The organism is Pseudomonas sp. S8 (assembly GCF_050473925.1).
Lineage (GTDB): Bacteria > Pseudomonadota > Gammaproteobacteria > Pseudomonadales > Pseudomonadaceae > Aquipseudomonas > Aquipseudomonas parakoreensis.
This window is the reverse complement of record NZ_JBFDVZ010000016.1, coordinates 6165579-6184095: the sequence shown is the minus strand read 5'-3', so window position 1 is coordinate 6184095 and position 18517 is coordinate 6165579. Positions and strand designations below refer to the sequence as shown.

Genomic DNA, 18517 nt, shown 5'->3' with positions numbered 1-18517 from the left:
CCTCGAGAGATAGCGACTGTCAAACCCCCTCCTCCTCTTCCTCATTCACCCGGTCACGCAATTCCTTGCCCGGCTTGAAATGCGGAACAAACTTGCCGTCAAGGCTGACAGACTGACCGGTCTTTGGATTGCGACCGACGCGCGGCGCACGATAATGCAGGGAGAAGCTGCCAAACCCACGGATCTCGATGCGATCCCCGGTAGCCAGGCACTGGGACATTTGTTCAAGCATGGTCTTGATGGCCAGCTCCACATCCTTGGATGAGAGTAGCCCTTGATGGGTGACAATTCGTTCGATCAACTCCGACTTCGTCATATTTTTCCCTTCTTTTTCAAGCAGCTAGATCAGCGCTTGAAAGGTTTTAGCACGCCCGGAAGATTTTGAACAGCCCAGGGATTGACATATCTTTCTCGGCATCAAAACGCCCGTTTTCTGCGCACAAAAGCACCGAACCGGAGCAGCACTCATTCAGCGACACATCACCAGCATTGTCCGAGTGACGTAGCCTGCGGGATTGAAGCCAAACGGATATTCATCTTCATCCTTGGCCTGATCAGATCGGGTGATCACCCGGTAACCTGCCCCCTTGCACTCCTTCGCCGCGCGCCTTTGGCATTTCTCCCACCCTGAACCCAAACCCGAGCAGTCGATCTCGATACCACTGACGCCACGCACCGCATGCGTCTTGGCACTGGTGGTACAGCCAGCCAAAACCAACGCCGCAATCAACACAATAAATCTGTTCATCCACTTCCTTATGCCAGGCAACGCCCGACTACTGCACGACTACTACCCACAGCTTAGTCGCGAATAGGCGATTGATCCGATTAAAGAAACAGACAACCCGCTAAAGGGATTGGTTTCACCGCAGCCTGGATCTCCCCACCAAATCGCAGGCACAAAAAAGGGCGACCGAAGTCGCCCTTTTTCATGATCAAGCAGAACTTAGTTCTGTTTGGCCATTGCTTGCTTCAACAGAGCAGCCATGGTGGTATCGGCTGGAGCTTCCTGAACGGAGTTCAGGCTCTGGATAGCTTCTTTCTCTTCAGCGTCATCTTTCGACTTGATCGAGAGCTGGATTACGCGGCTCTTGCGGTCAACGCTGATGATCTTGGCTTCAACTTCCTGGCCTTCTTTCAGAACGTTGCGCGCGTCTTCAACGCGGTCACGGCTGATTTCGGAGGCTTTCAGGGTCGCTTCGATGTCGTCAGCCAGAACGATGATGGCGCCTTTGGCGTCAACTTCTTTCACGGTGCCTTTAACGATAGCGCCTTTGTCGTTAACCGAGACGTACTCGGAGAACGGATCGCTTTCCAGTTGCTTGATGCCCAGGGAGATGCGCTCGCGCTCTGGGTCAACCGACAGGATGACGGTGTCCAGCTCGTCGCCCTTCTTGAAACGGCGTACGGCTTCTTCGCCCACTTCGTTCCAGGAGATGTCGGACAGGTGAACCAGACCGTCGATGCCGCCGTCCAGACCAATGAAGATACCGAAATCGGTGATCGACTTGATGGTACCGGAGATCTTGTCGCCCTTGTTGAACTGGCCAGAGAAGTCTTCCCATGGGTTCGACTTGCACTGCTTGATGCCCAGGGAGATGCGACGACGCTCTTCGTCGATGTCCAGAACCATGACTTCCACTTCGTCGCCGACTTGTACGACTTTCGAAGGGTGGATGTTCTTGTTGGTCCAGTCCATTTCCGAAACGTGTACCAGACCTTCAACGCCTTCTTCCAGCTCAGCGAAGCAGCCGTAGTCGGTCAGGTTGGTTACACGAGCGGTAACGCGAGTGCTTTCTGGGTAACGGGCTTTGATAGCAACCCATGGATCTTCGCCCAGTTGCTTCAGGCCCAGGGAAACACGGTTGCGTTCGCGATCGTATTTCAGAACCTTGACGTCGATTTCGTCACCAACGTTGACGATCTCGGAAGGATGCTTGATGCGCTTCCAGGCCATGTCGGTGATGTGCAGCAGGCCATCCACGCCACCCAGATCGACGAATGCGCCGTAATCGGTGAGGTTTTTGACGATACCTTTGACTTGCTGGCCTTCCTGCAGGGATTCCAGCAGAGCTTCACGCTCGGCGGAGTTCTCGGCTTCGAGGACGCTGCGACGGGAAACGACAACGTTGTTGCGCTTCTGGTCCAGCTTGATGACCTTGAATTCCAGCTCTTTGCCTTCCAGGTGCGTGGTGTCGCGCACTGGACGGACGTCAACCAGGGAACCTGGCAGGAACGCACGGATGCCGTTAACGTCGACAGTGAAGCCGCCTTTAACCTTACCGTTGATAACGCCCTTGACCACTTCCTCAGCTGCGAAGGCTGCTTCCAGAACGATCCAGCATTCAGCGCGCTTGGCTTTTTCACGGGACAGCTTGGTTTCACCGAAACCGTCTTCAACCGAATCCAGAGCAACGTGAACTTCGTCACCGACATTGATAGTCAGATCGCCAGCGTCGTTGTAGAACTGTTCCAGCGGGATGAGTGCTTCAGACTTCAGGCCAGCGTGAACGGTTACCCAGCGAGCCTGGTAATCGATATCAACGATAACACCGGTGATGATGGAGCCTGCCTGAAGGTTCAGGGTCTTTAGGCTTTCTTCAAAGAGTTCCGCAAAGCTTTCGCTCATTTTAATTCCTGTAGATGAGGGCGAAGAATACGCCCATCTCCACACCCCAGACGGTGTGGGTTAGTTTCATTTAAAAGAAGCACTGCAGGACTATGACTGGTCCCCTGCGGCCTTCTTGGTCACCCGGCGATATCGCGAATGGCGATCTCGCTCATGATGCGTTCAAGCACCTGATCGATGGACAACTCCGTGGAATCCAGCTGAATCGCGTCGGCCGCCGGCTTGAGCGGGGCCACTGCACGCTGGGTATCACGCTCGTCGCGTGCACGGATCTCATCTAGCAGACTCGACAGACTAACATCCTCGCCTTTGCCCTTCAACTGCAAATATCGGCGACGCGCTCGCTCCTCGGCGCTGGCGGTGAGGAAGATCTTCAATGGGGCATCGGGAAAAACCACCGTACCCATGTCGCGACCATCAGCCACCAACCCGGGCGCCTCCTGGAAGGCGCGCTGGCGCTGCAGCAGCGCCTCGCGCACCGCCGGCAGCGCAGCTACCTGGGACGCGCCTGCGCCAACACTTTCAGTACGGATGACATCGCTGACTTCATCACCTTCCAGAATGATGCGCTGCAGCTGACCTTCAGTCGCCGCGATGAACTGCACATCCAGATGAGCAGCCAGTTTTTTCAGCAACTCTTCATTGGTCAGGTCGACACCATGGTTGTGCGCAGCGAAGGCCAGCAGGCGATACAGCGCACCGGAATCCAGCAGGTTCCAGCCCAGACGCTTGGCCAGAATCCCGGCGACCGTGCCCTTGCCCGAACCGCTTGGCCCATCGATGGTGATGACCGGTGCAATGTTTTTCACGACTGAGCCTCTTGAGCCACACGAATGCCAACCTGCGCGCACAGCGCGAGGAAGTTCGGGAACGACGTCGCGACGTTGGCGCAATCATGGATACGGATCGGCGCAGTGGCGCGCAGCGAGGCCACGCTGAAGGCCATGGCGATACGGTGATCGCCGTGACCATGCACTTCGCCGCCACCGATCTGGCCGCCATCGATGATGATGCCGTCCGGGGTCGGCTGGCACTTGACGCCCAGCGCCAGCAAGCCGTCCGCCATGACCTGGATGCGGTCCGATTCCTTGACGCGCAGCTCTTCGGCGCCGGTCAGCACGGTACGACCTTCGGCACAGGCCGCCGCCACGAACAGTACCGGGAATTCGTCAATCGCCAGTGGCACCAGCGCTTCCGGAATCTCGATACCTTTGAGTTTAGCTGCCCGCACGCGCAGGTCGGCTACCGGTTCGCCACCGACCTCACGTTGGTTTTCCAGGGTGATATCGGCGCCCATCAGACGCAGGATGTCGATAACGCCGGTACGGGTCGGGTTGATGCCGACGTGCTCCAACACCAACTCGGAACCTTCGGCGATCGACGCCGCCACCAGAAAGAACGCCGACGACGAGATATCGCCCGGTACTTCAATGTGGGTCGCGGTCAGCTTGCCGCCGGACTCGACCGAAGCGGTCGCGCCATCAACGCTCACCGGGTAGCCGAAACCACGCAGCATGCGCTCGGTGTGATCACGGGTTGGAGCCGGCTCAGTGACAGTGGTCTTGCCTTCCGCGTACAGACCCGCCAGCAGCAGGCAGGACTTCACCTGAGCACTGGCCATCGGCATGGTGTAGGTCAGACCCTTGAGCTTATGACCGCCACGAATGGTCATCGGCGGACGACCTTCGGCAGCAGTTTCAATCACAGCGCCCATTTCACGCAGCGGATTGGCCACGCGATTCATCGGACGCTTGGACAACGACGCATCGCCCGTCAGGGTGCTGTCGAAGTTCTGCGCCGCCAGCAGGCCGGACAACAGACGCATCGAGGTGCCGGAGTTGCCCAGATAGATCGGGCCAGGTGCCGGCTTCAAGCCATGCAGGCCTACGCCGTGAATGGTCACCCGACCGTGGTGCGGGCCTTCGATGACCACGCCCATGTCGCGAAATGCCTGCAAGGTCGCCAGGGCATCTTCACCCTCGAGGAAACCTTCAACCTCGGTCACGCCTTCGGCCAGCGAGCCGAGCATGATCGAGCGGTGGGAAATCGATTTGTCACCTGGTACGCGAATCCGACCGGACAAGCGGCCACCAGGTTGAGCCAGAAAAATCAGATCGTTGGAATTCATAGCGTCCACATAGGCCCTGCGGGCCAGGATTTTACTGAAATGCTCGCGGGCAACCCGGGCGCGCGTGAAGACGCCCAACAATTGGTGCCCATCCCCTGCATCGACCGCGTCGCGCAAGGCGTCGAGGTCGCTGCGAAATGTATCGAGTGTGCGCAGGACAGCCTCGCGGTTGGCGAGGAAGATGTCGTGCCACATCACCGGGTCGCTTCCGGCGATTCTTGTGAAATCGCGAAAACCGCCCGCAGCGTAACGGAAGATCTCAAGGTTTTCATTGCGTTTGGCCAACGAGTCGACCAGACCGAAGGCCAGCAGGTGCGGCAGATGACTGGTCGCGGCCAACACTTCGTCGTGGCGCTCGACCTGCATATGCTCGACATCGGCACCCAGCTCACGCCACAAGCGATCGACCACCGCCAGCGCGGCCGGGTCGGTTTGCTCGAGCGGGGTCAGAATCACCTTGTGCCGACGGAACAGCTCAGAGTTGGAAGCTTCCACCCCGCTCTGCTCGGAACCGGCAATCGGATGCCCCGGCACAAAACGCGCCGGCATGCCGCCGAACGCCTCGGTCGCCGCGCGCACCACATTGCCCTTGGCACTGCCGACATCGGTCAGAATCGCCCGGCCAAGATCGACACTCGCCAGACGGGCGAGCACCTTCTCCATGGCCAGAATCGGCACCGCCAGTTGAATCACGTCGGCGCCCTGACACGCAGCAATCAGGTCGTCTTCGCAACGATCCACCACACCCAACTCGACCGCCAGCTTGCGCGATTGCGGGTCGAGATCGACCCCGACCACTTCACGGCAGATGCCGCTTTCACGCAAGCCTTTGGCAAACGAACCACCGATCAACCCCAGACCGACCACCACAAGGCGACCGATCATAGGTGCAGCAGATTGCAGAGCAGTGACATCACCCACGAGCCAGAACCTTGCGCAGCGCTTCAAGGAAGCGGCTGTTTTCCGCCGGCAGACCGATGGTCACCCGCAGGTGGTTCGGCATGCCGTAATTGGCCACCGGACGCACGATCACGCCTTCACGCAGCAGCCCCTGGAAAATCGGTGCAGCGACCTGACCAAGATCGACGCAGATGAAGTTGCCCTTGGACTCGATCCAGCTCAGACCCAGCTCACGGAAACCCGCCTGCAGTTGCTGCATGCCGGATTCGTTGAGCTGACGGCTTTGCGCCAGATACTCGTCGTCCTTCAGCGCCGCACAGGCTGCGGCCAGAGCCAGGCTGTTGACGTTGAAAGGTTGGCGCACACGGTTGAGCACGTCCGCTACTACCGCAGTGGACAGGCCATAACCGACGCGCAGCGCTGCCAGGCCATAGGCCTTGGAGAACGTGCGCGATACCAGCAGATTCGGGTACGCCGCGAGGAAATCCAGACCGTCCGGCAGGTCGCTGCCTTCGGCGTACTCGATGTAGGCCTCATCCAGCACCACCAACACATGCTCCGGCACGTCCTGCAGGAACTCGTCCAGCGCTTCGGCGCCGAACCAGGTGCCGGTCGGATTGTTCGGATTGGCAATGAACACCACACGAGTGTTGGCATCGATGGCCGCGAGCATCGCAGGCAAGTCGTGCCCCCAGTCCTTGGCCGGTACCACTTTGGCCTGCGCGCCGACCGCCTGGGTGGCGATCGGGTAAACGGCAAACGCATGCTCACTGAACACGGCATTGAGGCCCGGCGCCAGATAGGCGCGCGCCACCAGCTCGAGAATGTCGTTGGAGCCGTTGCCCAGAGTTACCTGGTTCAGCTCGACGCGGCACTGCTCGGCCAACAGCGATTTCAGCGCGAAGCCGTTGCCGTCCGGATAACGGGTCAGCTCGGCCAGCTCATCACGGATTGCCGCCAGCGCTTTCGGGCTGGCGCCCAGCGGGTTTTCATTGCTTGCCAGTTTGACGATTTTCGCCGGATCCAGATCCAGCTCGCGCGCCAGTTCGTCCACAGGCTTGCCCGGAACGTACGGCGAAAGTTGTTGCACGCCCGGCTGTGCCAGAGCGAGGAAGTTGCCACTCATTTGCTACCGCCCCTTAAAGAACTGCTTTCGGGTAGGAACCCAGCACTTTGAGTGCTACTGCTTCCTGACTGATCTTTTCCAACACACCTTTGATCAACGGATCACGGTGGTGACCGACGAAGTCGATGAAGAACACGTAGGTCCATTTGCCACTGCGCGACGGACGGGTTTCGATCCGGGTCAGGTCGATCCCGTTATCATGGAACGGCACCAGCAGCTCATGCAGCGCGCCAGGCTTGTTGCTCATCGAGACGATGATCGAGGTTTTGTCGTCGCCGGTCGGCGGCACTTCCTGATTACCGATCATCAGGAAGCGCGTCGAGTTGTCCGGACGATCTTCGATCTTCTCGGCCAGACGCGTCAGGCCATACAAGCCAGCAGCCATGTCGCCGGCAATCGCCGCCGAGTTCCACTCACCCTTGACCCGCTTGGCCGCTTCGGCGTTGCTCGCCACCGCCACGCGCTCGACATTCGGGTAATGCGCGTCCAGCCACTTGCGGCACTGGGCCAGCGACTGCGCGTGGGAGTAGATGCGACTGATGCTGTCGGTCTTGGTGTTTTCACCGACCAACAGGTGATGGTGAATGCGCAGCTCGACTTCGCCGCAGATCACCATGTCGTGTTCGAGGAAACTGTCGAGGGTGTGGTTGACCGCGCCTTCGGTGGAGTTCTCCACCGGCACCACGCCGAAGTTCACCGCCCCCGCCGCCACTTCACGGAACACTTCGTCGATCGCCGCCATCGGCTTGCTGATCACCGCGTGGCCGAAGTGCTTCATCGCCGCTGCTTGAGTGAAGGTGCCTTCAGGGCCGAGGTAAGCCACTTTCAATGGCTGCTCGAGCGCGAGACACGAGGACATGATTTCGCGGAACAACCGCGCCATCTCTTCGTTGCCCAGCGGCCCCTGATTGCGCTCCATCACGCGCTTGAGCACCTGAGCTTCACGCTCGGGACGATAGAACACCGGCACTTCGCCTTCGGCCAGCGAGGCCATCTTGACTCGCGCAACTTCCTGGGCGCAGCGCGCACGCTCACTGATCAGTTCCAGGACCTTTTCGTCCAGAGCGTCAATACGCAGGCGCAGTGCCTTGAGTTCTTGCTCGGACATCAGCCGTGTTCCTTCTCGAATTCAGCCATGTACGCCACCAGCGCGTTGACGGCGTTGATGTCGACGGCGTTGTAGATGGAGGCGCGCATGCCGCCCACGGAGCGGTGGCCCTTGAGGTTGAGCAGACCGCGCGCATCGGCACCGGCCAGGAACGGTTTGTCCAGGCGATCATCAGCCAGACGGAACGGCACGTTCATCCACGAGCGGTCCGACTTGTTGATCGGGTTGCTGTAGAGGCCACTGGCGTCGATGAAGTCGTACAGCGTGCGCTGCTTGACGTCATTCAGTTTGGCGATCGCTTCAACGCCGCCCTGCTCTTTCAGCCACTGGAACACCAGACCGGAGAGGTACCAGGCCAGGGTCGGCGGAGTGTTGTACATCGAACCGTTATCGGCCGCGACCTTGTAGTCGAGCATGGTCGGGCACAGCGAACGTGCCTTGCCCAGCAGGTCTTCGCGGATGATGTTGACGACGATACCGCTCGGGCCGATGTTCTTCTGTGCGCCGGCGTAGATCATGCCGAAACGCGAGATGTCGACCGGACGCGAGAGGATGTCCGAAGACATATCAGCCACCAGCGGTACATCACCGGTTTCCGGGATCCACTGGAATTCCAGACCGCCGATGGTTTCGTTCGGCGCGTAGTGAACGTAAGCGGCGTCTTTCGACAGCTTCCATTCGTTCTGACCCGGGATGGCGAAATAGTCGTAAGGCTTGGCGGTGGCGGCAACGTTGACGTGGCCGTAGCGCGAGGCTTCTTCGATGGCTTTCTGCGACCAGATACCAGTGTCGATATAGTCGGCGCTGCCGTTTTCCGGCAACAGGTTCAGCGGGATCTGCGCAAACTGCTGGCTGGCACCCCCCTGCAGAAACAGCACTTTATAGTTCGACGGGATATTCAGCAGGTCACGCAGGTCCTGCTCGGCCTGAGTAGCAATGGACACGAACTCATCACTACGATGGCTCATTTCCATGACCGACAGACCCTTGCCATGCCAATCAAGGAGTTCACCCTGGGCACGTTGCAGGACAGCTTCAGGAAGCGCCGCAGGACCGGCACAGAAGTTATAGGCTCGCTTGCTCACATCCAATCTCGCTCTGATTTGGTGGTATCACATATCAGTCGGCGCCGATCCTGTGGGAGCGAGCTTGCTCGCGAAGGCGGACTGACATTCAACAACGATGTCGCCTGTTGCTCCGCTTTCGCGAGCAAGCTCGCTCCCACAGGGTTCGTCATGGGCGCCGATATTTCATACCGGACAAATAACAAGGGGGCGAATTTTCATCCGCCCCCTCGCTTGTCCGCTTATTCCTGCGGCTCTTCGTCAGCTGCGGCGTCGAGTTGCTGGTCCTCGGCAACGTCGTCGATCACGACATCTCCCTCGAACTCGGCACCCTCTTCACCTTCAAGCTCGTCGCCTTCGACTTCCGATGGCTCCTGAACCCGCTCCAGACCGACCAGGGTTTCATCCTTGGCCAGTTTGATCAGAGTCACGCCCTGGGTGTTACGACCCAGGCTCGACACTTCGTCGACACGGGTACGTACCAGCGTGCCCTGATCGGAGATCAGCATGATTTCTTCGCCGTCGAGCACCTGAACCGCACCGACCAGACGGCCGTTACGCTCGTTGCTGACCATGGCGATCACGCCCTGGCCGCCACGCTTGTACTCAGGGAACTCGGTGATCGCGGTGCGCTTGCCATAACCACGCTCGGAAGCAGTGAGGATCTGGCTGCCTTCTTCCGGGATCAGCATCGAAATCAGCTTCTGCCCTTCCGGCAGACGCATGCCGCGTACACCACGGGCAGTACGGCCCATGGCACGGACATCGGACTCTTTGAAGCGCGTCACTTTGCCGCCATCGGAGAACAGCATCACTTCGCGCTCGCCATCGGTGATGGCCGCAGAGATCAACACGTCGCCTTCGTCCAGTTCCAGCGCGATCAGACCGACGCTGCGCTGACGGCTGAAGGATTCCAGCGGAGTCTTCTTCACGGTGCCGTTGGCGGTCGCCATGAAGATGTAATGACCTTCGGTGTATTCCTCGACCGGCAGCATGGTGGTGATGTATTCACCGTCATCCAGCGGCAGCAGGTTGACCAACGGACGCCCACGGGCGGCGCGGGACGCTTCCGGAATTTCGTAAGTCTTCAGCCAGTACACCTTGCCCTTGCTGGAGAACAGCAGCAGCGTGGTGTGACTGTTGGCCACCAGCAGGTGAGCGATGTAGTCCTCATCCTTGACGCCGGTGGCCGACTTGCCTTTACCGCCGCGGCGCTGGGCCTGGTAGGCAGCCAGCGGCTGGGTCTTGGCATAGCCGCCGTGGGAGATGGTCACGACGCGCTCTTCTTCCGGGATCATGTCGCCCAGGGTCAGATCGAGACGCGCATCGAGAATCTCGGTGCGGCGCACGTCGCCATATTCGGCGCGGATCACTTCCAGTTCTTCGCGGATCACTTCCATCAGGCGCACGGCGCTGTTGAGGATGCGGATCAGCTCGCCGATCTGGTTGAGAATCTCTTGATACTCGGCCAGCAGCTTCTCGTGCTCCAGACCGGTCAGACGGTGCAGACGCAGCTCCAGAATGGCTTGTGCCTGTTCTGGCGACAGGAAGTACTTGCCTTCGCGCAAACCGTATTGCGGATCGAGATTTTCCGGACGGCACGAATCGGCGCCGGCACGTTCCACCATCGCCACCACCGCCGAGGATTCCCAAGGGGTGCTGACCAGCGCTTCCTTGGCTTCCGACGGAGTCGGCGACGCCTTGATCAGGGCGATCACAGGATCGATGTTCGACAGGGCAACGGCCTGACCTTCGAGGATGTGACCACGCTCGCGGGCCTTGCGCAGCTCGAATACGGTACGACGGGTGACCACTTCGCGACGGTGACGAACGAAGGCTTCCAGCAGATCCTTGAGGTTGAGGATGCGTGGACGGCCGTCAATCAGCGCGACGATGTTGATGCCGAATACCGATTGCAGCTGGGTCTGGGCGTAGAGGTTGTTGAGGATCACCTCAGGCACTTCGCCGCGACGCAGTTCGATCACGACGCGCATACCGTCCTTGTCGGACTCGTCGCGCAGCTCGGTGATGCCTTCGAGCTTCTTCTCTTTGACCAGCTCGGCGATCTTCTCGATCAGACGCGCCTTGTTCAGCTGATACGGCAGTTCAGTGATGACGATCTGTTGACGGCCACCGACCTTGTCGATGTCTTCGATGATCGAACGCGCACGCATGTAAATGCGACCACGACCGGTGCGATAGGCTTCGATAATGCCGGCCCGACCGTTGATGATCGCGGCCGTCGGGAAGTCTGGACCGGGGATGTATTGCATCAGCTCATCGACGGTCAGCTCGGGATTGTCGATGAGGGCCAGGCAACCGTCGATGACTTCGCCGAGGTTGTGCGGCGGAATGTTGGTCGCCATGCCCACGGCAATACCGCTGGAACCGTTCACCAGCAGGTTCGGCACGCGGGTCGGCATGACCGCCGGGATCAGCTCGGTACCGTCGTAGTTCGGCACCCAGTCCACGGTTTCCTTGTGCAGGTCGGCCAGCAGTTCGTGCGCCAGCTTGGTCATGCGCACTTCGGTGTATCGCATGGCCGCGGCGTTGTCGCCGTCCACCGAACCGAAGTTACCCTGACCGTCAACCAGCAGGTAACGCAGGGAGAAAGGCTGAGCCATGCGGACGATGGTGTCGTAAACCGCGGTATCACCATGCGGGTGATACTTACCGATCACGTCACCGACAACACGGGCAGATTTCTTGTACGGCTTGTTGAAGTCGTTGCCCAGCTCGCTCATCGCGAACAGTACGCGACGGTGCACGGGCTTGAGGCCATCGCGCGCATCCGGCAGTGCACGGCCGACGATTACGCTCATTGCGTAGTCGAGGTAGGACTGTTTCAGCTCGTCTTCGATATTGACCGGGAGGATTTCTTTGGCCAGTTCGCCCATGAGAAGCCTGATTCCTTTTTCTGGTGAAACTTCGTCATATCCATATGGGATGTACGAAGCTCGTCGGGGCAGGCTGAGTGCCGTGCGCCGACTTACGACAAATCAACGGATACAACCACGGATTTGCGCAGTAAAGACAGCTCCGTGAAGCCGCCTCGGAAAACGCCGGATGTTATCACAAGAGCCGCCACGCACCTATCCCCCAGATGCGCATGGAGCATAGTTAGTTGACCGATGACAGGCGTAAAGGGGACGAGAGAGGCTCAGAGCTTCTTTGAATGCAGTTTTGAGGTCAGGTTTTGCGATGTTTATTGACTTTCAGGGCGCCATCGCTGGCAAGCCAGCTCCCACAGGGTCAGCGGCGAGCACAGAACCTGTGGGAGCTGGCTTGCCAGCGAAGGCGTCCTTACAGACGCCAAAGCCAATCAATGCAGGCGTTTGCGGCACATCAACTGGGCCATTTTCGCCGTATCCGGCCGTTCGACGATGCCCTTTTCAGTGACGATCGCATCGATCAGATCGGCCGGCGTCACATCGAACACCGGGTTGAACGCTTCAACGTCCGCGCCCACCCGCTTGCCACCGACCTCCAGCAACTCGGCGCCATCACGTTCCTCGATCGGAATGTCGTCGCCGCTGGCCAGATGCATGTCGATGGTCGAACTCGGTGCCACCACCATGAAGCGCACGCCGTGGTGCATGGCGTTGACCGCCAGTTGGTAGGTGCCGATCTTGTTCGCCACATCGCCATTGGCAGTGATGCGGTCAGCACCGACGATCACCCAGGTCACGCCTTTGGTTTTCATGATGTGCGCGGCGGCGGAGTCAGCATTGAGCGTCACCGGGATGCCTTCATTCGCCAGCTCCCAGGCGGTCAGGCGCGAACCCTGCAACCACGGGCGGGTTTCATCGGCGTAGACGCGTTCTACCATGCCTTCGAGATAGGCCGCGCGAATCACCCCCAGTGCGGTACCGAAACCACCGGTGGCCAAGGCGCCGGTATTACAGTGAGTGAGAATCGCCTGGGCGTTGCCCTGATGCTTGCGGATCAGATCGACACCGAGCTGAGCCATGGTCAGGTTGGCTTCGCGGTCGCTTTCATGAATGGCGATGGCTTCGGCTTCCAGTGCCGCCAGCGGATCGGCGTTTTCTTTAAGCCGGTCCAGGCGATCGTGCATGCGATTCAGCGCCCAGAACAGATTGACCGCTGTCGGCCGGGAATCGGCCAGCAAGGCGAAATCCTCTTCCAGCGCCGCGTACCAGTCACCCCCCTCAGCGATCCGTGCGCGGGCCGCCAGCACAATGCCATAGGCCGCGCTGATGCCGATGGCCGGTGCGCCACGCACCACCATCGAACGAATCGCCTCAGCCACACCGGCCGCGCTGGTGTAGGCAATCCAGGTTTCCTCGAACGGCAAAATACGCTGATCCAGCAGGTGGAGCGCGCCATCTCGCCAATCGATGGCCTTTACTTTCTCCGCAGCCAACAGTCGATCGCGCATCCCTCACCCCGCACTCATGAACAAAAGCCGCCGATTATAGCGATCCCCCCGCGAAGACGCTCGGGTATACTTCGCCATCCTTTACAAAAGCACTGGAACCGACCCTCGATGCCGAAACCTGCCATTGCGCTCGACTTATTATTGCTGCCGACCTGGCTGGTACCCGTCGAACCTGCAGGCGTTGTGCTCAAGGAGCACGGCCTGGGCATCCGTGACGGTCGCATCGTGTTTATCGGCCCGCGCGCCGAAGCATTGAAATGTAACGCCACTGAAGTCCGCGAATTGCCGGACGTGTTGCTCAGCCCGGGCCTGATCAACGCCCACGGACATGCGGCGATGACCCTGTTCCGTGGCCTGGCCGACGACCTGCCGCTGATGACCTGGCTGGAAAACCACATCTGGCCGGCCGAAGCCAAATGGGTCGATGAAGAGTTCGTCCGTGATGGCACTGACTTGGCGATTGCCGAGCAGATCAAGGGTGGCATCAGCTGTTTCTCGGACATGTACTTCTTCCCGAAAGTCGCCAGTGAGCGTGTGCACAACAGCGGCATTCGCGCACAGATCGCGATTCCGATCCTCGATTTCCCGATCCCCGGCGCCAGCAGCGCCGATGAGGCCATTCGTCAGGGCGTCGAGCTGTTCGGTGATCTGAAGCATCACGAACGGATCAAGATCACTTTCGGCCCTCATGCACCCTACACCGTGGGCGACGAGAACCTGGAAAAAATCCGCGTGATCGCCGAAGAGCTGGACGCGTCGATCCACATGCATGTCCACGAAACTGCCTTTGAAGTCCAGCAATCGCTGGAGCATCGCGGCGAGCGGCCACTGGCCCGCCTCGCTCGCCTCGGCCTGCTCGGCCCGCGCTTCCAGGCGGTGCACATGACCCAGATCAGCGATGACGATCTGGCATTGCTGGTAGAAAGCAACACCAGCGTGATCCACTGCCCGGAATCGAACCTGAAGCTGGCCAGCGGTTTCTGCCCGGTGGAGCGTCTGTGGCAGGCTGGCGTGAACGTTGCCGTCGGCACCGATGGCGCAGCGAGCAACAACGACCTCGACCTGCTCGGCGAAACCCGCACCGCCGCGCTGCTGGCCAAAGCCGTCGCCGGCTCGGCCACCGCGCTGGACGCCCATCGCGCGCTGCGCATGGCCACGCTCAACGGCGCCCGGGCTCTGGGCATTGAGGCACAGGTCGGTTCGCTGGAGATCGGCAAGGCTGCAGACATCGTCGCCTTCGACCTGTCCGGCCTGGCCCAGCAACCGGTCTATGACCCGGTGTCACAGCTTATCTATGCCACCGGCCGCGACTGCGTGAAACACCTGTGGGTCGCCGGCAAACAGTTACTCGACGACCGGCGCCTGACCCGCCTGGACGAACAACAGCTGGGCGACACCGCCCGGGCCTGGGGACAGCGCATCAGCGGCCACTCAGAATCGTAAACACCGCGGAGCAGACTTCGCGGCTACAGCCTTTTTCAAGTTTTTCGAGGAATAGATCATGAGCAACGTCGACCACGCCGAAATCGCCAAATTCGAAGCCCTGGCCCATCGCTGGTGGGACCGTGAAAGCGAGTTCAAACCGCTGCACGACATCAACCCGCTGCGCGTCAACTGGATTGACGAGCGGGTCAATCTGGCCGGCAAGAAAGTTCTCGACGTTGGTTGCGGCGGCGGCATTCTCAGCGAAGCCATGGCCCAGCGCGGCGCCACTGTCATGGGCATCGACATGGGCGAAGCGCCGCTGGCGGTCGCGCAACTGCATCAATTGGAATCCGGGGTCAACGTCGAGTACCGGCAGATCACCGCTGAAGCCCTGGCTGAAGAAATGCCCGAGCAGTTCGACGTCGTAACCTGCCTGGAAATGCTCGAGCACGTACCGGACCCGTCGTCGGTGATTCGCGCCTGCTACCGCATGGTCAAGCCCGGCGGCCAAGTGTTCTTCTCGACCATCAACCGCAACCCGAAGGCGTACCTGTTCGCCATCGTCGGTGCCGAATACATCATGAAGCTGCTGCCGCGCGGCACCCACGACTTCAAGAAATTCATTCGCCCGTCCGAGCTGGGCGCCTGGAGCCGCATCGCCGGCCTGACCGTCAAGGACATCATCGGCCTGACCTACAACCCGCTGACCAAGCACTACAAGCTGGCCAACGACGTTGACGTCAACTACATGATCCAGACCCTGCGCGAGGAATAAGCCGATGGCCATCAGAGCAGTCCTTTTCGATATGGACGGCACCCTGCTCGACACCGCGCCGGATTTCATCGCCATCTGTCAGGCGATGCGCGCGGATCGCGGCTTGCCGCCAATGAACGACAAGCACATCCGCGACGAAATTTCCGGCGGCGCCAAAGCCATGGTCGCGGTGACGTTCTCGATGGATCCGGAATCGCCGGGCTTCGAAGAACTGCGGCAGGAATTCCTCGAACGCTATCTGGCCGGTTGCGCGGTGCACAGCAAGCTGTTCGACGGCATGGACGAGCTGCTGGCCGACATCGAGCGGGCCAACCTGATCTGGGGCGTGGTCACCAACAAACCGGTGCGGTTTGCCGAACCGATCATGCAGCAACTGGGGCTGGCCGAGCGCTCGGCGCTGTTGATCTGCCCGGACCACGTGAAAAACAGCAAGCCGGATCCGGAGCCGCTGATCCTCGCGTGCAAAATGCTTGATCTGGATCCGTCCACCGTGCTGTTTGTGGGCGATGATCTGCGCGACATCGAATCCGGGCGCGATGCGGGCACTAAAACCGCCGCCGTGACCTATGGCTATATCCATCCGGACGACAACCCGCGGCACTGGGGCGCGGATGTGGTGGTGGATCATCCACTGGAACTGCGCAAGGTCATCGACAACGCGCTGTGCAACTGCTGAAAACGGCCTTTGTGGCGAGGGGATTTATCCCCGATGGGTTGCGAAGCAGCCCCCGCATTCTTTCAGGTCGATTCGATACGCAGGTTTCACGACTGCTTCGCAGCCGGTCGGGGATAAATCCCCTCACCACAAGGAAGCAGGTCTTCATGAATGGATTGTGAGGTTTTTATGTTTGATTACACCGCCCGTCCCGAATTGCTCAAGGACCGGGTCATTCTGGTCACCGGTGCCGGACGCGGCATCGGCGCGGCGGCTGCCAAAACCTACGCCGCCCATGGCGCTACCGTGCTGTTGCTGGGCAAGACCGAAGCCAATCTGACGCAGGTCTACGACGAAATCGAAGCAGCCGGCCACCCACAACCGGCGGTGATCCCGTTTAACTTGGAAACCGCCCTGCCCCATCAATACGATGAGCTGGCGGCGATGATCGAAACCGAGTTCGGCCATCTCGATGGCCTGCTGCACAACGCCTCGATCATTGGGCCGCGTACGCCGATCGAGCAACTGTCCGGCGAAAACTTCATGCGCGTCATGCAGGTCAACGTCAACGCCATGTTCATGCTGACCAGCACCTTGCTGCCGCTGCTCAAGCTGTCGCAGGATGCCTCGGTGGTGTTCACCTCCAGCAGCGTCGGACGCAAGGGCCGGGCCTACTGGGGCGCCTACGGTGTGTCGAAGTTTGCCACCGAAGGCTTGATGCAGACGCTGGCCGACGAAGTCGATGGCGTAGCACCCGTGCGCTCCAACAGCATCAACCCGGGCGGCACGCGTACCAGCATGCGCGCACAGGCCTATCCGGGGGAAAACCCGCTGAACAATCCGACCCCGGAAGAGATCATGCCGGTGTACCTGTACCTGATGGGCCCGGACAGTACGGGCATCAATGGCCAGGCATTCAACGCGCAATAACTGCCATACGTCGCTTTTGTTGCCGTGGCGGATTACCGTCGCGGCACACCTTTGCCGCTTTTCGATGTCATATTCCAGTCAAATATCTGCCACTCCCGCCTAAAGCAAAATGCCATCCTATTGATTAATAACGGTTTTAATTATCCTGAACCGAATGGCACGACTTTCGCTCTAATTTCTCTCAAAGCACGCCGTGTGAAGGCACTGGGGCAAGGCCGATTTCGATAGCTGACTAATCGACATCCGGCAGACTAAACTTACGCCAAATGTCCTACGGGACTGATGGATCAGTATGACGCGCAGCCCATAGCCGCTCTCACCCAGCCTGTAAGACAGACTTACTGCTTAGGGGCTCACGCCATATGAAATCACCTTCCCAGACCAATGCAATTGACTTTGACAGTGCCAAATTGCAACGCCTGGGCTTTGGTCAGCTGCCTCCGCTTCTGGAACGCCCGGCCAGCCTCGCGCAACTGCGCCAGCAAATGAGCCTGCAACTGCAAACCAGTCTTGAGCCGCAACGAATCCTCGGTCTGTTTTTTCGCGAAGTTCAGCGCCTGGTGCCACTGGACGCCTTGAGTTATGTGCATTCAGGCAGCGACCTGCGCCTGGAATTCGGCGCCCGCGGTCACCATTCCGTCAGCTATAGCCTCAGCCACGAAGGCGAGCACTTGGGCGAGCTGGTGTTTCGCCGCAACCAGCGCTTCAGCGAGCAGGATCAGGGCAACCTCGAATCGCTGCTGTCGTCGCTGCTGTTTCCGATGCGCAACGCCCTGCTCTACCGCGCCGCCACGCAAAGTGCGTTACGCGATCCGCTGACCGGAACCGGCAACCGGATCGCCATGGAGCAGACCCTGCAGCGCGAGATCGACATGTCACGTCGGCACCTGCAACCACTATCGGTACTGATGCTCGACATCGACCACTTCAAACGGGTCAACGACAGCCACGGTCACAGCGCCGGTGATGACGTGCTCAAAGCGGTGGCAGCCTCGATCAAGAGCCAGTTGCGCAACGTCGACATGGTGTTTCGCTATGGCGGGGAAGAGTTTCTGATCCTGCTGTCGAACACCGGCCGGGAAGCGGCGCAGATGATTGGCGAGCGATTGCGCCATGCCGCGCAGGCTGAGGAGTACTTCGCCGACGGCCAATTGATCGACCTGACCGTGAGCCTTGGCTGCTCCACTCTGCTGCCGGGTGAATCAGCGGACAGTCTGCTGCGTCGGGCCGACAGTGCGCTGTACGTGGCCAAGCGCGAAGGGCGTAATCGATTGGCAATGGCTGGCTGAATACTCTCAGACAGCAGACAGCAGTGTGGGAGCGAGCCTGCTCGCGAAAGCGGTGAATCAGTCAAAACCGTGCTGACTGAAGCGCCGTC

At 59.8% G+C, this 18517-nt stretch carries 15 protein-coding genes; 5 read left to right on the top strand and 10 right to left on the bottom strand.

The genetic code is table 11. From position 1 onward, the window contains the following. Window positions 1-19: 19 nt before the first annotated feature. The 10 genes from ihfB to mtnA all read right to left on the bottom strand — a co-directional run bounded on the left by ihfB (window position 20) and on the right by mtnA (window position 13354). On the bottom strand, window positions 20-316 hold the full coding sequence (gene ihfB / locus AB1J88_RS29205) for an integration host factor subunit beta (RefSeq protein ID WP_003189779.1): 297 nt from the start codon (window positions 314-316) through the stop codon (window positions 20-22). A gap of 153 nt (window positions 317-469) precedes the next feature. Then, window positions 470-748, bottom strand: a complete 279-nt coding sequence (locus AB1J88_RS29200; RefSeq protein WP_222018726.1) for a hypothetical protein — start codon at window positions 746-748, stop codon at window positions 470-472. 198 nt (window positions 749-946) lie between these two features. Then, window positions 947-2629: a 30S ribosomal protein S1 gene (gene rpsA / locus AB1J88_RS29195; protein WP_041069380.1), complete on the bottom strand. Its 1683-nt coding sequence runs from the start codon at window positions 2627-2629 to the stop codon at window positions 947-949. Window positions 2630-2748: 119 nt separating this feature from the next. Beyond that, the gene (cmk, locus tag AB1J88_RS29190) at window positions 2749-3438 is read right to left on the bottom strand and encodes a (d)CMP kinase (RefSeq protein WP_007963625.1); all 690 of its coding nucleotides are present in this window, start codon (window positions 3436-3438) and stop codon (window positions 2749-2751) included. Further along, complete coding sequence (locus AB1J88_RS29185; RefSeq protein WP_282412745.1) at window positions 3435-5642, bottom strand: bifunctional prephenate dehydrogenase/3-phosphoshikimate 1-carboxyvinyltransferase; 2208 nt, start codon at window positions 5640-5642, stop codon at window positions 3435-3437. Before AB1J88_RS29185 ends, cmk begins: the two co-directional genes overlap by 4 nt. Before the next feature lie 28 nt (window positions 5643-5670). Next, window positions 5671-6783, bottom strand: a complete 1113-nt coding sequence (gene hisC, locus AB1J88_RS29180; protein ID WP_041069377.1) for a histidinol-phosphate transaminase — start codon at window positions 6781-6783, stop codon at window positions 5671-5673. A gap of 13 nt (window positions 6784-6796) precedes the next feature. Beyond that, entirely contained in the window at window positions 6797-7891 is a 1095-nt protein-coding gene (pheA, locus tag AB1J88_RS29175) for a prephenate dehydratase (protein ID WP_041069374.1), read from the bottom strand. Next, window positions 7891-8976: a 3-phosphoserine/phosphohydroxythreonine transaminase gene (serC, locus tag AB1J88_RS29170; protein WP_145594192.1), complete on the bottom strand. Its 1086-nt coding sequence runs from the start codon at window positions 8974-8976 to the stop codon at window positions 7891-7893. The genes pheA and serC overlap by 1 nt, the downstream gene beginning before the upstream one ends. A 221-nt stretch (window positions 8977-9197) precedes the next feature. After that, a complete protein-coding gene (gene gyrA, locus AB1J88_RS29165) occupies window positions 9198-11852 on the bottom strand; it encodes a DNA gyrase subunit A (protein WP_041069368.1) in 2655 nt (884 codons plus the stop codon). A gap of 425 nt (window positions 11853-12277) precedes the next feature. Then, complete coding sequence (mtnA, locus tag AB1J88_RS29160; protein ID WP_086794158.1) at window positions 12278-13354, bottom strand: S-methyl-5-thioribose-1-phosphate isomerase; 1077 nt, start codon at window positions 13352-13354, stop codon at window positions 12278-12280. A 108-nt stretch (window positions 13355-13462) separates the two neighbouring features. Here mtnA and AB1J88_RS29155 point away from each other — a divergent pair, with 108 nt between their 5' ends. The 5 genes from AB1J88_RS29155 to AB1J88_RS29135 all read left to right on the top strand — a co-directional run bounded on the left by AB1J88_RS29155 (window position 13463) and on the right by AB1J88_RS29135 (window position 18428). Next, window positions 13463-14797, top strand: a complete 1335-nt coding sequence (locus AB1J88_RS29155) for a TRZ/ATZ family hydrolase (protein ID WP_430292640.1) — start codon at window positions 13463-13465, stop codon at window positions 14795-14797. Window positions 14798-14855: 58 nt separating this feature from the next. Beyond that, on the top strand, window positions 14856-15554 hold the full coding sequence (gene ubiG / locus AB1J88_RS29150; protein WP_430292639.1) for a bifunctional 2-polyprenyl-6-hydroxyphenol methylase/3-demethylubiquinol 3-O-methyltransferase UbiG: 699 nt from the start codon (window positions 14856-14858) through the stop codon (window positions 15552-15554). Window positions 15555-15558: 4 nt separating this feature from the next. Beyond that, the gene (mupP, locus tag AB1J88_RS29145) at window positions 15559-16230 is read left to right on the top strand and encodes an N-acetylmuramic acid 6-phosphate phosphatase MupP (RefSeq protein ID WP_430292638.1); all 672 of its coding nucleotides are present in this window, start codon (window positions 15559-15561) and stop codon (window positions 16228-16230) included. Window positions 16231-16398: 168 nt separating this feature from the next. Continuing rightward, window positions 16399-17139: a YciK family oxidoreductase gene (locus AB1J88_RS29140; RefSeq protein WP_003226924.1), complete on the top strand. Its 741-nt coding sequence runs from the start codon at window positions 16399-16401 to the stop codon at window positions 17137-17139. A gap of 362 nt (window positions 17140-17501) precedes the next feature. Beyond that, window positions 17502-18428 (top strand): GGDEF domain-containing protein, encoded by a 927-nt coding sequence (locus AB1J88_RS29135; protein WP_222018721.1) that lies wholly within the window; start codon window positions 17502-17504, stop codon window positions 18426-18428. Window positions 18429-18517 lie beyond the last annotated feature (89 nt).

What these genes read in the sequence shown, in the direction of transcription:
- hisC (WP_041069377.1), bottom strand. Translation starts at nt 6,783, where the DNA reads ATGAGTGGCAACTTCCTCGCTCTGGCACAGCCGGGCGTGCAACAACTT.
- rpsA (WP_041069380.1), bottom strand. Translation starts at nt 2,629, where the DNA reads ATGAGCGAAAGCTTTGCGGAACTCTTTGAAGAAAGCCTAAAGACCCTG.
- AB1J88_RS29135 (WP_222018721.1), top strand. Translation starts at nt 17,502, where the DNA reads ATGAAATCACCTTCCCAGACCAATGCAATTGACTTTGACAGTGCCAAA.
- pheA (WP_041069374.1), bottom strand. Translation starts at nt 7,891, where the DNA reads ATGTCCGAGCAAGAACTCAAGGCACTGCGCCTGCGTATTGACGCTCTG.
- ubiG (WP_430292639.1), top strand. Translation starts at nt 14,856, where the DNA reads ATGAGCAACGTCGACCACGCCGAAATCGCCAAATTCGAAGCCCTGGCC.
- AB1J88_RS29140 (WP_003226924.1), top strand. Translation starts at nt 16,399, where the DNA reads ATGTTTGATTACACCGCCCGTCCCGAATTGCTCAAGGACCGGGTCATT.
- AB1J88_RS29155 (WP_430292640.1), top strand. Translation starts at nt 13,463, where the DNA reads ATGCCGAAACCTGCCATTGCGCTCGACTTATTATTGCTGCCGACCTGG.
- mupP (WP_430292638.1), top strand. Translation starts at nt 15,559, where the DNA reads ATGGCCATCAGAGCAGTCCTTTTCGATATGGACGGCACCCTGCTCGAC.
- gyrA (WP_041069368.1), bottom strand. Translation starts at nt 11,852, where the DNA reads ATGGGCGAACTGGCCAAAGAAATCCTCCCGGTCAATATCGAAGACGAG.
- AB1J88_RS29200 (WP_222018726.1), bottom strand. Translation starts at nt 748, where the DNA reads ATGAACAGATTTATTGTGTTGATTGCGGCGTTGGTTTTGGCTGGCTGT.
- AB1J88_RS29185 (WP_282412745.1), bottom strand. Translation starts at nt 5,642, where the DNA reads ATGATCGGTCGCCTTGTGGTGGTCGGTCTGGGGTTGATCGGTGGTTCG.
- ihfB (WP_003189779.1), bottom strand. Translation starts at nt 316, where the DNA reads ATGACGAAGTCGGAGTTGATCGAACGAATTGTCACCCATCAAGGGCTA.
- mtnA (WP_086794158.1), bottom strand. Translation starts at nt 13,354, where the DNA reads ATGCGCGATCGACTGTTGGCTGCGGAGAAAGTAAAGGCCATCGATTGG.